At 52.5% G+C, this 14,195-nt stretch carries 12 protein-coding genes and 4 tRNA genes; 4 read left to right on the top strand and 12 right to left on the bottom strand.

Annotated elements, in window-relative coordinates; genetic code table 11:
• The first annotated feature begins 343 nt into the window (after window positions 1-343).
• Genes hemC through hemY form a run of 4 tightly spaced genes read left to right on the top strand, consistent with a single transcriptional unit; the run spans window position 344 to window position 4,430 of the window.
• Window positions 344-1,285, top strand: a complete 942-nt coding sequence (gene hemC, locus ACLJXE_RS21950; RefSeq protein ID WP_410752016.1) for a hydroxymethylbilane synthase — start codon at window positions 344-346, stop codon at window positions 1,283-1,285.
• Window positions 1,282-2,022, top strand: a complete 741-nt coding sequence (gene hemD, locus ACLJXE_RS21945; protein ID WP_410752015.1) for a uroporphyrinogen-III synthase — start codon at window positions 1,282-1,284, stop codon at window positions 2,020-2,022. Before hemC ends, hemD begins: the two co-directional genes overlap by 4 nt.
• Before the next feature lie 21 nt (window positions 2,023-2,043).
• Window positions 2,044-3,228, top strand: a complete 1,185-nt coding sequence (hemX, locus tag ACLJXE_RS21940; protein WP_410752014.1) for a uroporphyrinogen-III C-methyltransferase — start codon at window positions 2,044-2,046, stop codon at window positions 3,226-3,228.
• A 2-nt stretch (window positions 3,229-3,230) separates the two neighbouring features.
• On the top strand, window positions 3,231-4,430 hold the full coding sequence (gene hemY / locus ACLJXE_RS21935) for a protoheme IX biogenesis protein HemY (protein WP_410752037.1): 1,200 nt from the start codon (window positions 3,231-3,233) through the stop codon (window positions 4,428-4,430).
• A 446-nt stretch (window positions 4,431-4,876) separates the two neighbouring features.
• Here the strand turns inward: hemY and ACLJXE_RS21930 are convergent.
• From ACLJXE_RS21930 to rfbA, 12 genes are all read right to left on the bottom strand, one after another.
• Window positions 4,877-4,953 (bottom strand) — tRNA-Pro (locus ACLJXE_RS21930).
• Between the two features lie 41 nt (window positions 4,954-4,994).
• Window positions 4,995-5,081, bottom strand: a tRNA-Leu gene (locus tag ACLJXE_RS21925).
• Between the two features lie 20 nt (window positions 5,082-5,101).
• Window positions 5,102-5,177, bottom strand: a tRNA-His gene (locus tag ACLJXE_RS21920).
• 56 nt (window positions 5,178-5,233) lie between these two features.
• Window positions 5,234-5,310: transfer RNA gene (locus tag ACLJXE_RS21915), tRNA-Arg, on the bottom strand.
• Window positions 5,311-5,412: 102 nt separating this feature from the next.
• The gene (gene thrP, locus ACLJXE_RS21910; RefSeq protein ID WP_410752013.1) at window positions 5,413-6,798 is read right to left on the bottom strand and encodes a bifunctional threonine/serine APC transporter ThrP; all 1,386 of its coding nucleotides are present in this window, start codon (window positions 6,796-6,798) and stop codon (window positions 5,413-5,415) included.
• A gap of 278 nt (window positions 6,799-7,076) precedes the next feature.
• Window positions 7,077-7,817 (bottom strand): lipopolysaccharide N-acetylmannosaminouronosyltransferase, encoded by a 741-nt coding sequence (gene wecG / locus ACLJXE_RS21905; protein WP_410752012.1) that lies wholly within the window; start codon window positions 7,815-7,817, stop codon window positions 7,077-7,079.
• Window positions 7,817-9,172 (bottom strand): ECA oligosaccharide polymerase, encoded by a 1,356-nt coding sequence (wzyE, locus tag ACLJXE_RS21900; RefSeq protein WP_286629774.1) that lies wholly within the window; start codon window positions 9,170-9,172, stop codon window positions 7,817-7,819. The genes wecG and wzyE overlap by 1 nt, the downstream gene beginning before the upstream one ends.
• A complete protein-coding gene (locus ACLJXE_RS21895; RefSeq protein WP_410752011.1) occupies window positions 9,169-10,248 on the bottom strand; it encodes a TDP-N-acetylfucosamine:lipid II N-acetylfucosaminyltransferase in 1,080 nt (359 codons plus the stop codon). Before ACLJXE_RS21895 ends, wzyE begins: the two co-directional genes overlap by 4 nt.
• Entirely contained in the window at window positions 10,245-11,495 is a 1,251-nt protein-coding gene (wzxE, locus tag ACLJXE_RS21890) for a lipid III flippase WzxE (RefSeq protein ID WP_410752010.1), read from the bottom strand. The genes ACLJXE_RS21895 and wzxE overlap by 4 nt, the downstream gene beginning before the upstream one ends.
• 1 nt (window position 11,496) lies before the next feature.
• Window positions 11,497-12,627: a dTDP-4-amino-4,6-dideoxygalactose transaminase gene (gene rffA, locus ACLJXE_RS21885; protein WP_040230067.1), complete on the bottom strand. Its 1,131-nt coding sequence runs from the start codon at window positions 12,625-12,627 to the stop codon at window positions 11,497-11,499.
• A 4-nt stretch (window positions 12,628-12,631) separates the two neighbouring features.
• The gene (rffC, locus tag ACLJXE_RS21880; RefSeq protein WP_410752009.1) at window positions 12,632-13,309 is read right to left on the bottom strand and encodes a dTDP-4-amino-4,6-dideoxy-D-galactose acyltransferase; all 678 of its coding nucleotides are present in this window, start codon (window positions 13,307-13,309) and stop codon (window positions 12,632-12,634) included.
• Window positions 13,287-14,168, bottom strand: coding sequence for a glucose-1-phosphate thymidylyltransferase RfbA (gene rfbA / locus ACLJXE_RS21875; RefSeq protein ID WP_271440999.1), 882 nt, complete (start codon window positions 14,166-14,168; stop codon window positions 13,287-13,289). The genes rffC and rfbA overlap by 23 nt, the downstream gene beginning before the upstream one ends.
• Between the last annotated feature and the right edge of the window lie 27 nt (window positions 14,169-14,195).

The raw sequence follows: 14,195 nt of genomic DNA, 5'->3' as shown, positions 1-14,195 counted from the left end.
GCGCTCATCAACAATCTTCAGCAATTCGGATAAACCGTATGTCAAAAATAACCGTTACCGTTTTTTCACCCCTATTTTTTTAGGGAGTACAGCTGAAAAAATGGTCTAAAACGTGATCAATTTAACACCTTGCTCATTGACCGTAAAGAAAGATGCGCTACATACAAGTGTAGCACCGTTCGTTACGTGTAAATTCCTTCATACGGTCGGGAGGTTTCTCGTCATTAATCACTGCCAGTGATGATGCAGCGCCTTTTCCTCTCACTTACGTTTGAGCGTAACGCTGACATCCCTTTGATAAGGATGTTAGGATGGTCAATGATTGATAATGACGGTAACAAGCATGTTAGACAATGTTTTGAGAATTGCCACACGCCAAAGCCCCCTTGCGCTCTGGCAGGCACATTATGTCAAAGACGCCTTAATGGCAAACCACCCCGATCTGGTCGTTGAACTGGTTCCCATGGTGACCCGTGGCGACGTGATTCTGGATACCCCACTGGCAAAAGTCGGGGGTAAGGGCTTGTTTGTTAAAGAGCTGGAAGTCGCACTGCTGGAAAAACGCGCAGATATCGCCGTGCACTCCATGAAGGATGTGCCGGTCGAATTTCCTGAAGGTCTTGGGCTGGTCACTATTTGCGAGCGTGAAGATCCGCGTGATGCTTTCGTCTCAAATAAATACAACACACTGGATGAGTTGCCAGCGGGTAGCATCGTTGGAACGTCCAGCTTACGTCGCCAGTGCCAATTGGCAAAACAGCGCCCGGATCTCATCATCCGCTCGCTACGCGGCAACGTAGGTACTCGCCTGAGCAAACTGGACAACGGTGACTACGACGCCATTATTCTGGCCGTCGCTGGATTAAAACGCTTAGGGCTGGAGTCACGAATCCGCGCAGCGCTGGCGCCAGAAGTGTCTCTGCCTGCGGTCGGACAAGGCGCTGTGGGTATCGAATGTCGACTCGACGATCAGCGCACTCAGGCACTGTTAGCGCCACTCAACCATGAAGAAACAGCCCTGCGCGTAAAAGCAGAACGCGCCATGAACACCCGCCTGGAGGGGGGATGTCAGGTTCCTATCGGTAGTTATGCGGAACTCATCAACGGTGAGATTTGGCTACGCGCGTTAGTCGGTGCGCCAGATGGTTCACAGATGGTATGTGGAGAACGTCGTGGCACAGCACAGGATGCGGAAAAAATGGGTATATCTCTGGCAGAAGAGCTGCTGGAAAACGGTGCACGCGCCATTCTGGCTGAAGTTTATAACGGAGATGCCCCCGCATGAGTATTCTGGTCACCCGCCCATCTCCCGCAGGGGAAGAGTTAGTGAGCCGTCTGCGCACACTGGGGCAGGTGGCCTGGAGCTTTCCGCTTATTGAGTTCGCGCCGGGCCGGGAACTGCCAACGCTTGCCCCCCGTCTTTCGGCGCTCACCGAAAACGATCTGGTTTTTGCCCTCTCACAGCACGCCGTGACCTTTGCCGATGCCGAGCTTCAGCGGCAAGGGGTAAGTTGGTCCACTCTCCCGCGCTATTTTGCCATCGGCCGGACAACAGCGCTGGCGTTGCACACCGTGAGTGGATGCAATATTCACTATCCGTTGGATCGGGAAATTAGCGAAGTCTTGCTACAATTACCTGAATTACAAAATATTGCGGGAAAACGCGCGCTGATTTTACGTGGCAACGGTGGTCGGGAGTTGATCGGTGAAACCCTGATAACGCGCGGAGTCGATGTTAATTTTTGTGAATGTTATCAACGCAGTGCAAAACATTACGATGGCGCAGAGGAAGCGATGCGCTGGCAATCACGCGGTGTGAAGACAGTGGTTGTCACCAGCGGAGAGATGCTACAGCAGCTCTGGTCACTTATTCCGCAGTGGTATCGTGAGCACTGGTTACTACGCTGTCGGCTGCTGGTCGTCAGTGAGCGTCTGGCGAACCTCGCCCAGGAACTGGGCTGGCAAGATATTAAGGTCGCTGATAACGCCGACAACGATGCGCTACTACGCGCATTACAATAACTCTCATAATGGGATGCCATAATGACGGAACAAGAAAAAACCTCCGCCGTGGTTGAAGAAACCAGGGAGGCCGTGGACACCACATCACAGCCAGTCAACAACGCTGAGAAGAAGAGTAAGAACAGTACCGCACTGATTCTGAGCGCTGTAGCGATTGCTATTGCGCTGGCGGCAGGCGTGGGGCTGTATGGCTGGGGGAAACAGCAGGCCACTACGCAGACAGCAACCAGTGATGCGCTGGCAAACCAACTCATGGCGCTGCAAAAAGCGCAAGAAACCCAAAAGACCGAGCTGGAAGGAATTATTAAGCAGCAGGCAACACAGCTGGATGACGCCAATCGCCAGCAGACTGCGCTGGCCAAACAGCTTGATGAGGTTCAGCAAAAAATCGCCACTATATCCGGAAGTGATGCCAAAACCTGGCTGCTGGCGCAGGCCGATTTTCTGGTGAAACTGGCGGGGCGTAAATTATGGAGCGATCAGGACGTTACCACCGCCGCAGCGTTGCTGAAAAGCGCCGACGCCAGCCTGGCTGACATGAATGACCCCAGCTTAATTGCCGCTCGCCGCGCGATTACCGACGACATCGCCAGCCTCTCTGCGGTCACTCAGGTCGACTATGACGGCATTATCCTCAAGGTAAACCAGCTCGCTAACCAAATTGATAACCTGCGTCTGGCTGATAACGATACCGATGATTCACCGATGGATTCTGACAGCAGCGAGCTTTCCAGCTCCATTAGCGAATGGCGCATCAATCTACAAAAAAGCTGGCAGAACTTTATGGACAGCTTTATCACCATTCGCCGTCGTGATGAAACCGCCGTCCCGCTACTGGCGCCAAACCAGGATGTTTACTTACGTGAGAACATCCGTTCACGCCTGCTAGTGGCGGCGCAAGCCGTGCCTCGCCATCAGGAAGAAACATACCGCCAGGCGCTGGAAAATGTCTCCACGTGGGTTCGCGCCTATTACGACACTGACGATGCGGCGACAAAAGCGTTCCTTGAAGAGGTCGATCAACTGAGCCAGAAAAGCATCAGCATGGACGTGCCGGAAACACTTCAGAGCCAGGTTATTCTTGAGAAGCTAATGCAGACTCGCGTGCGTAATTTGCTGGCCCAGCCATCCACATCACCGGCTGAAGCCGCACCTGCACCAGTATCTCAGGCAGATGCTCCGGCAACCGCGCCGCAGGGAGAATAATGATGCTAAAAGTATTATTACTCTTTGTGCTGTTGATCGCCGGGATCGTCGTCGGTCCGATGATTGCTGGTCATCAGGGTTATGTTCTGATCCAGACGGATAACTACAACATCGAAACCAGCGTGACGGGTCTGGTGATCATTCTGATCGTCGCGATGGTTATTCTTTTTGCGATTGAGTGGCTGCTGCGCCGTATATTCCGTACGGGTGCGCATACCCGCGGCTGGTTTGTGGGGCGTAAACGCCGTCGTGCACGTAAGCAGACCGAGCAGGCGCTGCTTAAACTGGCAGAAGGCGACTATCAGCAGGTTGAAAAGCTGATGTCAAAAAATGCCGATCACGCAGAACAGCCGGTGGTGAATTACCTTCTGGCGGCGGAAGCGGCTCAGCAGCGCGGTGATGAAGCCCGGGCGAATCAACACCTTGAACGCGCAGCCGAACTCGCCGGAAATGATACGATCCCGGTCGAAATCGCCCGGGTTCGTTTGCAGCTGGCCCGTAATGAAAATCATGCTGCACGCCACAGCGTAGACAAACTGCTGGAAGTGACGCCACGCCATCCGGAAGTCTTGCGCCTGGCTGAACAGGCTTACATTCGCACCGGTGCGTGGAGTTCTTTGCTGGATATCATTCCATCAATGGCGAAAGCGCATGTTGGTGATGAAGAACACCGTGCGATGCTGGAACAGCAGGCATGGGTGGGTCTGATGGATCAGGTTCGCGCCGATCAGGGCAGCGAGGGATTACGCGCATGGTGGAAAAACCAGAGCCGTAAGACTCGTCATCAGGTTGCCCTTCAGGTGGCGATGGCAGAACATCTGATTGAGTGTGACGATCACGATACGGCACAGCAAATCATCATCGACGGTCTGAAACGTCAGTATGACGACCGCCTGGTGCTGCCGATCCCACGTCTGAAAACTAACAACCCGGAACAGATAGAAAAAGTACTTCGCCAGCAAATTAAAGTGGTGGGCGACCGCCCACTGCTGTGGAGTACGCTTGGTCAGTCATTGATGAAACACGGTGAATGGCAGGAAGCCACGCTCGCCTTCCGTGCCGCGCTTAAACAACGCCCGGATGCATACGACTACGCCTGGCTTGCCGACGCACTGGACAGACTGCATCAGCCAGAAGAAGCGGCCACCATGCGCCGTGACGGTCTGATGTTGACCTTGCAGAGCAACAACCCTCAGCAGTAACTCTCTCTTGCCCGGTGGCGTTTTGCTTACCGGGCCCACCCCTGTATGCAACATCATTCGAGAAGCAGCCTGAAGGATGACGTGTATATGCATAAAAAAAACGCCCACTCGGTAAGGAGCAGGCGTTAAACAGGTCTGTATGACAACATAAATGGGTGCTTCACTCAACGTTATGTCCATGGTGTTTGATGAAGCTAAAGCGACATCTGTCAGTGGACGATAAGCACCGTAAACGGCTCTGCATCATTCCTGAGTTTATGAGGCCTGATGGCGAACATAAGAGATGGAATGAGCATCTACACGCATATTATTACACAGCGTATGCGGTGATTGCACTGTAAAAACCAGGGAATGCGGCTTTTTAAGACTTCATAACATTTGGGGGAGAAGAGGTACAAAAGTGAGGAACAGAAAACAAAAAACCCCGCCGAAGCGGGGTTCAAAATTGGTCGGCGAGAGAGGATTCGAACCTCCGACCCACTGGTCCCAAACCAGTTGCGCTACCAAGCTGCGCTACTCGCCGTTTTACTGCTTTTTGAATTTTTAGTTCAATTCTTTAAGTCGTGGTGCGAGGGGGGGGACTTGAACCCCCACGTCCGTAAGAACACTAACACCTGAAGCTAGCGCGTCTACCAATTCCGCCACCTTCGCATTTCACAACTTTAAATTAATGGGGTGGCTAATGGGATTCGAACCCACGACAACTGGAATCACAATCCAGGGCTCTACCAACTGAGCTATAGCCACCACTGCAAATCTTTTACGCGGTATTAAAACCACCGCAGCTCTGGCACCCTACTAAATGGTGCGCCCGACAGGATTCGAACCTGAGACCTCTGCCTCCGGAGGGCAGCGCTCTATCCAGCTGAGCTACGGGCGCTTAGCGCCGTTGCGGGGCTGGATATTACGGAGGTCTCGGTCTGCTGTCTAGTGCTTTTTTAAAATAAATTATCGTTTGGTCACGCTTTGTGCGTTTTGTCGCTTATTCCTCCAGTTGTTGGGCTACACCATGGCGATTCAGGCCAAAAACCTTATAAATGAGCGTTACTGCCAACAGGAAGCCAATGCCAACAAAAAGCGACATTCGGGTATCTTCATTAAAGTACATCCCAATTAATACGCAAATCAGGAATGCCATCGTCAAATAATTCGCCCACGGGAACAGAATGGAACGGAACGGATGGCTGGCTATCGCTTCCTTATGTGCCTGACGGAAACGCAACTGGCTTATCAGGATCACAAACCACGGAACCATGCCCGGCAACACGCTGGCGCTATAGACATAAACGAACACCCGCTGCGGATTGGGAATGATGTAGTTCAGGCACGAGCCAATCAGCAGGATCACGATAGAAATCGCTACACCAGCGATCGGCACCCCGTGACGCGAGACTTTTCCAACGGCGGCAGGCAACTGGCGGTTCTTTGCCAGCGCATAGAGCATACGGCCACAGCTGTACATCCCGCTGTTACAGCCAGACAGCGCGGCCGTCAGGACCACAAAGTTGATAATCCCAGCGGCTGCGGTAATACCAATCTTGGCAAAAGTGAGAACGAACGGGCTGCCGTTACTACCAATCTCATTCCACGGGAAGATAGTGACGATAACGAAAATCGCACCCACGTAGAAAATCAGAATACGCCACAGTACCTTACCCACGGCGCTACGTAGCGTGACCTGCGGGTTTTTAGCCTCACCTGCCGTGATGCCGATCAGCTCCACGCCCTGATAGGAAGCAACAACAATACACAGTGCTGTCAGGAACCCTTTCCAGCCACCCGCGAAGAAGCCGCCATGTTCGGTCAAATTGCCAAAGCCAATCGCCTGACCACCGTTACCAAAGCCGAAGAAAATAACCCCTACGCCAATGACAATCATCACAATGATGGTGGTCACTTTGATCATGGCAAACCAGAACTCAATTTCACCGTACAGGCGAACTGCTGCCAGGTTTGCCAGCGCCACCAGACCCACCGCAATGAGCGCGGGTATCCATTGCGCCATTTCCGGGAACCAGAACTGCACGTAGACCCCAATGGCGGTAATCTCCGAGATCCCCACCGCCATCCACATAAACCAGTATGACCATGCGGTGAGATAGCCAAAGAAGGGGCTCATATAACGGTGAGCGTAAACGGCGAATGAGCCAGTGACCGGCTCCAGGAACAACATCTCCCCCATGGAACGCATGATGAAGAAGACGAACAGCCCAGCGACGATATACGCCAGCAGAACCGACGGTCCAGCCCATTTCAGGGTACTGGCAGCCCCCATAAACAGTCCGACACCAATGGTACCCCCAAGGGCTATCAATTCGATATGACGAGCCTCCAGCCCACGCTGTAGCTCAGATTTATTCTCTGCCATAGATCCTCTTGTTGTGTTTGCATTGTTTCCGGTATTACCGGTTATCGTTATGGGTACATCGTTTTTTGCCATAACAGGCCATTCAGCACCGACCGCTTTACGGTTGGCGCCAAAAACACCACGGCACTGCAATGATTGCTGCGAATGGTTTCTTAAAATCGTCTAAATGGCAATTAAAGCATTCAAAAAATGAATAGATTGTGCGAGAAAGCAGCGATTATGTTGTGAATAAGTAGCGCGTTTAGCATAACGCGCTACTGAACAACGCAGAGGTGATGTCAGAGATTGCCGGTATAGTGCCAGCGGAGATAACGTAATAAACGAAGTTGGCGGGTAATACGACTCGGTTGCAGCAGCAAGCGATACAGCCACTCCAATCCCAGGCGCTGCCAGAATTTGGGCGCGCGCTTTACGTGCCCGGTAAACACATCGTAGGTGCCACCCACGCCCATATACAGCGCATGCGGATGGACCAGGCGACAATCGCGCATAAAAATTTCTTGTTTCGGCGATCCCATCGCCACGGTAACAAGTTGTGCGCCGCTGGCATGAATACGCTCAAACAGTGCCTGACGCTGATCGGCGGTAAAATAGCCGTCCTGACTGCCAACAATATTGACGTGCCATTGTGCGCGCAGTTTTGCCTCTGTTTGTGTCAGAACATCAGGTTTACCGCCAACCAGGAATACGGGCGTTCCTTCCTTCCCGGCGCGCGCCATCAGTGCTTCCCAGAGATCGGCCCCCGCCACACGTGATACCTGAGCCTGCGGGAATTTTTTACACACGGAACGCACCACGCTGATCCCATCCGCATATTTAAACTCAGCTGCCTCGATCAACGTCCGAACTTCTGGGTTATCCTCCGCTGTCAGCATTTTCTCGGCGTTAATCGCTACCAGCGTCCCCTGCCTGAGGTGTCCCTCAGCAAACAGGTAATTCAGCGCATGCTGCATATCGCGCCAGCCAATCAGTTCTAATCCGCGCAGTGAATACAGCGGCGCAGTTGTGTTATCTGTCATTACGATCCTTCAACCTGTGTCCGGGGCACCGACTTTATTCGTTTATGGATGAGTCCCGCACTATCAAACAGCCAGTACAACAATTTTGCCACCAACAGACAGACGCCGAAAATCACGAGGAAAAAGACAACCCGCGAGACAAACGAATCTAACCCTTCACGTGCCAAAACGATCATATTAAAAATGGCGCCGAAACAGAAACTGTGCAAAATCGCTGACTTATAGCGATTCGTTTCCCGGTTACCTAATTCATACAACCAATCGAACCATTTAATAATCAGGCCGACGACAATCGCACCTAGCGGTATAAACAAGGCCCCGCCCATCACCACCAGCGAACCAATCAGCGTCGGGGAGATAGCCAGGCCCGAGTGATTGTTCAGCACTTCCCAGGTAAAATAGTTCGCGGAATTGAGCACAATGCCCGGTCGGCCCGGCCACAGCCAGGACGGTATAAAGACGTAGAAATCACGGACGATCGGTGCCAGTCCCTGAAACTCAATATTGTGGTAATTTTGCAGCAATAGCGCCAAATTCTCCCACGGCGAAAAGGTATCGCGCGTGAGGTACAGGAAAGTATAGAACGCCTCATCACCGCTGACGTTCATCCCGTAGCGTTTCAGCGCCAGCCAGAACATCCCGACAATACCCAGTACACCCGCGGCGGCCAGCATCCACAGCGAAATCCAGCCACGAATAATGCCGATAAACAGGAAAATGGCAAACGCGATAATAATATTGGCGCGGGTTCCGCCAACAATCATGTACGTCAGCAAACCAAATGCAACGGTACTCACCAGGAAGAACAGCCACGCTTTGCTGTCCTGACGCAGAAAGTAGACCACCAGCATCGCCGGAATGAAGAAGTAGAAGAAGCGTTTCAGAGCCACCCCGGAGACTTCACTGGAGAAAATCTGGCTATAGGATTGCAGCCTGAACAACAGGAAACCGTTGTGCATAAAGAAAATGCCCACGCTCACCAGCGCAATCGCCATCAGGATAATCCAGGTCAAATGGGCTTCAACGCGATTGATGGTAAACAGCGGTCTGCGCGTTCTCTCCAGGCTCCGTTTACGCAGGCGTGTTTTATAGGTCACATAGTACACTGCGTAGAAACAGGCAGCAGACAGCAACGCCTGCAGCAGAATTTCCGGCGGGGCCACCGCCACATCAAAGCGAAAGACCAGCACGCTGGTCAACGGAAAACCAAAGAAAAACGTCAATAAAAACAGCAACGAGAAGAAGACATTGAAGTTAAACCGCACGCGTCGGAATTCAAACCAGGTCAGCGTGGCGATAAACAAAGTAGAGAGTAGCCACACCACCAGCAGACCGCTGAATTGCATCAGACTCATACGGTTTCTCCTGAGGCAATGCGCAGCGCGTTATGCCACGGTTGCAGATAATTCGGGCTAAAGAAAGTAATTGCACTTTTATCAACCGATGCCAGCTGGCGCTGCGCTTCGCGTACAATACCTTCATTGAGTACATCTGTCGTAAACAGAACCGGGATATTTTGCTCTGCCATATCCTGCCAGAATGGGTTTTCACGGTTGAGCACGCACGGAATCCCCGCCTGAATCAGCAGACACAATGTACCAATCCCCTGTTGACGGGCAAAAATAAAGTAACCCAGATCGCACTGACGCAGTAGTGCCAGATAGGCATCAAACTCCAGCTTTTCACTGAGAATTTGCAGATTATCGGCGCTAAATAATGCCAGACCTGCCTGGCGTACTTCATCAATATAGCCTGCATTATTTGCCGGATAACCCATTGGCACAATCACGTTCACCGTATCACCAAACTGCTGATGAATAGCGCGTAGCGCGGCTACATGCTCATTACTGCGATCGCCAGAGTTTCCGACCAGGATCGTCATTTTCCCGCATTGCTGGCGTTCATTACTCATATTGTTCAGCGACGGATCCATACGCGTTGGGAAATAGAGCAATTCCCCACGTACACGCGGATGCTGCTCAGCGAAATAGCTCAGATCGCCTCGCGTGGCAAAGACACAACCCACGCGGTTTTGCGCCATTCGACGAATCGGGTAAAACAGACGGAATTTCAGGCCACTCGAGACTTCATACAGATCGGCGCCCCAGATATGCCAGTAAAACTGCTCAGGTTTAATCCCCCCGCTCAGCAATGCCAGCCACAGGCTGGTGTTGAACTGCCCATGAAAGAAGAAACGCTGCTGGCGATCCGTCTTAGCTCTGGCGATAACGGCCTCTGCCAGCGCCTTCTTTCCGCCGTAGAAACTCAGTGATAACGCCGGGTAGCTCTCGCTTAATCCCGTATCCTGACCAGCAACCATAAACACGCGCGCGTGCTCACCCGTTGCAGACAACGCGTCGTTGAAGAACCGCAGCACGGTTTGGTTATGGTGAGGGATATCCGATCCCAGAACGTGAATCAGTACAGTCATACCCGCCTACGCCAGAGTAAAAACACGCCACAACAAAGAGAAAAATAGACGATGTACGTTGCCATATAGGCCTGTGCCGCGCCGAGAGCACCGTGCGCGGGGATCAACCAGTGGGCAAATGCCGTCAACAAAATGAACTGGCTAATTTCGGCCAGAATATAAAACCGCAGCGAGGCCTTCGCGATCACCAGATAGCCGAAGACGTAGGCACCAACTTTCAGAACATCCCCCACAAGTTGCCAGGCAAACAAATCGCGCATGGCGGTGAATTTAGCGGAGAAAAGCAGCCAGATAGCAAAATCACGTAACAGCCAGACGGTAAAACTCGCGGCAGCAACTGCCGGCAATACAAATTTCAGCGACTTGATAACTTCACGCGTGATGTCGCGCTTTTCAGTCAGGCGAGACAGTGTTGGCAGTAGATACACACTGAATGAAGCAGTAATAAATTGCAGGTAGGCATCAGAGATACTGCTCACCCCCTGCCAGATCCCCACGTCATCCCAGCTGTATTGCGCCGCCAATAGGTTTCGCATCATCACATATGCCACTGGTAGCGTCACAGAGGTAATAAGCGCCATCAACGTAAACTTGCTGAGTTGTCCTGCCAGGCCGTTATCCCAGGAAGGTTTCAGGTATTGCACAGGAATGGTTCCACGCTTTATCAGCATAAGCATGGCGGGCACCACTACCAGCGCTGGTACCAGCGCCAGCCCCAACAAGGCACCTTCGTATCCGCCCAACCGATAGCAGCCGTAGTAGGCCACGACGCCGACCAGGCTGCCAATAATCAGCGATAACGCATTACCTGCGGCATCGCGGAACCCTTTCATCAACGCCAGCAACAGGTTTGCCCAGGCAATCCCCATCTGTACCAGCGCAACCAGGCGTACCAGCCCCTGAAAATGCGTATGACCAAACAATCCCTGACTGATAGGCGCTGCTGCCAGCAAAAAAATCACCGCCATCAGCGTAGAGAATCCCAACACCATTGCGGATGATGTCCCCACCACCTTACGCAACCGCGCCGGGTCATCATGGTGCTGCGCAACGTATTTCGTGACGCCGTTGAAAATCCCAGCGCCCGCCAACACGCCAAGCACGGTGACCATCTGACGGAAGTTTCCCGCCTGGCCCACACCCGCCGGGCCGAAAGAGACCGCCAGCAGTTTTACCACCAACAAACCCGCACCAATTTTTACCAGCGTACTGGTAGCCGTCCACAAGGACGCTTTAGCCAGTGACATATCAGGAGAAGTAATTGAGTAAGGTCGTAATCACTGTGCGCTGGTTAACCGGCGACAGGTTGTAAAACAGCGGGAGACGCAACAGACGTTCACTCTCTTTAGTGGTGTAACGATCGACTCCGGAAAACACACCAAATTTATCGCCAGCCGGACAATCATGCAGCGGAATATAATGGAATACCGCCATGATTTCGGCTTCTTTAAGGAAGTTAATCAACGCCGTGCGATCGTCAATATCACGCAGCTTGATATAAAACATATGGGCGTTCTGCGCACACCCTTCCGGGATGACGGGTAAATCAATGCGCCCGGCGCGCGCCAGCGGTTCAAGGGCATCATAATAATTCTGCCACAGTACCAGTCGCTGATGATTAATACGCTCTGCCGCTTCCAGTTGCGCCCACAGATAGGCAGCCTGGAGATCGGACATCAAATAACTGGAGCCAATATCGCGCCAGGTATATTTATCAACCTGACCGCGGAAAAATTGACTGCGATTCGTCCCCTTTTCACGGATGATTTCTGCACGTTCAACTAATTTACGGTCGTTGATCAGCGTCGCCCCGCCTTCACCGCCTGCGGTATAGTTTTTGGTCTCATGGAAGCTAAAGCAGCCAATATGCCCAATGGTCCCCAGTGCACGGCCTTTGTAGGTCGACATTACGCCCTGAGCAGCATCTTCCACCACGAACAGGTTGTACTGTGACGCCAACGCCATAATGGTATCCATTTCACAGGCAACCCCGGCGTAGTGCACCGGCACGATAGCGCGGGTTTTCTCGGTAATCGCCGCTTCAATCAGCGTTTCATCAATGTTCATGGTATCCGGGTGGATATCGACAAAGACGATTTTTGCGCCACGCAGCACAAATGCATTCGCGGTAGAGACAAATGTGTAGCTGGGCATGATGACTTCATCGCCGGGCTGGATGTCCAGCAATAATGCCGCCATCTCCAGTGACGCGGTACAGGATGGCGTCAGCAGCACTTTCTCACTGCCAAAATGCTGCTCCAGCCATTGCTGGCAACGACGGGTAAAACCACCATCGCCACACAGCTTACCGCTGCTCATTGCTGACTGCATGTATTCAAGCTCGGTTCCCACCACCGGCGGTGCGTTAAATGGAATCATTTTGTCACCTGTATAACCAGTACGCGGTGCTTTCCACATTTGCACCACTCTGTATATAACGTTTAAGCGCGGCGGTGTTGCCCATCTGGGTCGCCACCCGCAATGTTGTTTTACCACGAGCCTGTGCCCAGCAAAGCGCAGCCTGCATAAGTTCTGCACCCGCACCACGACCAGCCAGCAGGCCAATACGTGCATCAGTATCATTGACGTCACGGAGTGAGACATAACCGCGAATCCCACCTGTCTGTGTGCGAAAAATGAGGCACTGATGATCGAACGTGCCCAGCACAGCGTTTTCTATCCACTGTGCATAAAAACGCGCACTGGCCTCCACGGGATACCACGGTGCACGGAAACGACTTTGGGCGAACGCCTCTCCAGCCAGTTGACGCAGCAGCGGAATATCCGCAGTTTGTGCCACCTGAGCTCCGGGATTTTCACGGGCGCACGTAACCGGCAGAACAAAGTCCATCTCTCCTTCTACCAGCGAAAAACCCAACTGCTGTAACGCATCTATTTCATTCGTATTTGCGGCAGGAATTTTTGCCTGCACCCGTTCCCAGCGCTGCAAGACCTCTGCTGTCAGGATCGGTGCGTGCGGGTCAAACCGTACGATGGCGCTATTCACGCCAAAGAACGTATTTTCCCAATCCAGAGACTCAATACTGGCGCGGACGGGCACGGAGAAGCTCCAGCAAATATTGGCCGTAGCCTGTTTTAGCCAGAGAGCTGGCGGCACGTCTTACGCCTTCATCATCCAGCCAGCCATTGCGCCATGCTATCTCTTCCAGACAGGCGATTTTAAAGCCCTGACGTTTTTCTACCGTCTGCACAAAAGTGCTCGCTTCAATCAGACTGTCGTGCGTACCGGTATCCAGCCAGGCAAAACCACGGCCAAGCAGTTCAACGGTCAGATTGCCATCGTCAAGGTACATCTGGTTAATGGAGGTAATTTCCAGTTCCCCACGCTCAGAAGGTTTCACACGCTTTGCGTATTCCACTACCTTGCTGTCGTAGAAATAGAGTCCTGTCACCGCCCAGTTTGATTTTGGTTCTTTCGGCTTCTCTTCCAGCGAGACGGCCCGAAAATTGTCATCAAACTCCACCACACCGAAACGTTCAGGATCCATCACCTGATAGCCAAATACCGTCGCACCTGTCGTGCGGGCGGCGACGTGGCGTAATTTTGGACTAAATCCCTGGCCAAAGAAGATGTTGTCCCCAAGCACCAGACATGACGGTTCGCCGTTAAGGAACGTTTCACCAATAATGAACGCCTGTGCTAAACCATCCGGACTGGGCTGCTCTGCATAGTGCAATTCAATACCGAACTCAGAGCCATCCCCCAGCAAACGCTGGAAATACCCTTTATCTTCCGGTGTCGTAATAATTAGGATCTCGCGAATTCCCGCCAGCATCAGTACCGATAGCGGGTAATAGATCATGGGCTTATCGTAAATAGGCAATAACTGCTTCGATACGCCGCGCGTAATGGGGTACAGGCGAGTACCTGAGCCACCAGCCAGAATGATACCTTTCATATGATCTCTCCTCCGGGTGCCAAAACC

Source organism: Citrobacter sp. U14242, assembly GCF_046555775.1.
Classification (GTDB): Bacteria; Pseudomonadota; Gammaproteobacteria; order Enterobacterales; family Enterobacteriaceae; genus Citrobacter.
Note: the sequence above shows the minus strand (reverse complement) of the source record. Positions and strands in the feature narration are given on the sequence as shown.

Bases quoted from the DNA above. Each gene is read 5' to 3' on its own strand.
- hemC (WP_410752016.1), top strand. From the start codon at position 344: ATGTTAGACAATGTTTTGAGAATTGCCACACGCCAAAGCCCCCTTGCG.
- hemD (WP_410752015.1), top strand. From the start codon at position 1,282: ATGAGTATTCTGGTCACCCGCCCATCTCCCGCAGGGGAAGAGTTAGTG.
- hemX (WP_410752014.1), top strand. From the start codon at position 2,044: ATGACGGAACAAGAAAAAACCTCCGCCGTGGTTGAAGAAACCAGGGAG.
- hemY (WP_410752037.1), top strand. From the start codon at position 3,231: ATGCTAAAAGTATTATTACTCTTTGTGCTGTTGATCGCCGGGATCGTC.
- thrP (WP_410752013.1), bottom strand. From the start codon at position 6,798: ATGGCAGAGAATAAATCTGAGCTACAGCGTGGGCTGGAGGCTCGTCAT.
- wecG (WP_410752012.1), bottom strand. From the start codon at position 7,817: ATGACAGATAACACAACTGCGCCGCTGTATTCACTGCGCGGATTAGAA.
- wzyE (WP_286629774.1), bottom strand. From the start codon at position 9,172: ATGAGTCTGATGCAATTCAGCGGTCTGCTGGTGGTGTGGCTACTCTCT.
- ACLJXE_RS21895 (WP_410752011.1), bottom strand. From the start codon at position 10,248: ATGACTGTACTGATTCACGTTCTGGGATCGGATATCCCTCACCATAAC.
- wzxE (WP_410752010.1), bottom strand. From the start codon at position 11,495: ATGTCACTGGCTAAAGCGTCCTTGTGGACGGCTACCAGTACGCTGGTA.
- rffA (WP_040230067.1), bottom strand. From the start codon at position 12,627: ATGATTCCATTTAACGCACCGCCGGTGGTGGGAACCGAGCTTGAATAC.
- rfbA (WP_271440999.1), bottom strand. From the start codon at position 14,168: ATGAAAGGTATCATTCTGGCTGGTGGCTCAGGTACTCGCCTGTACCCC.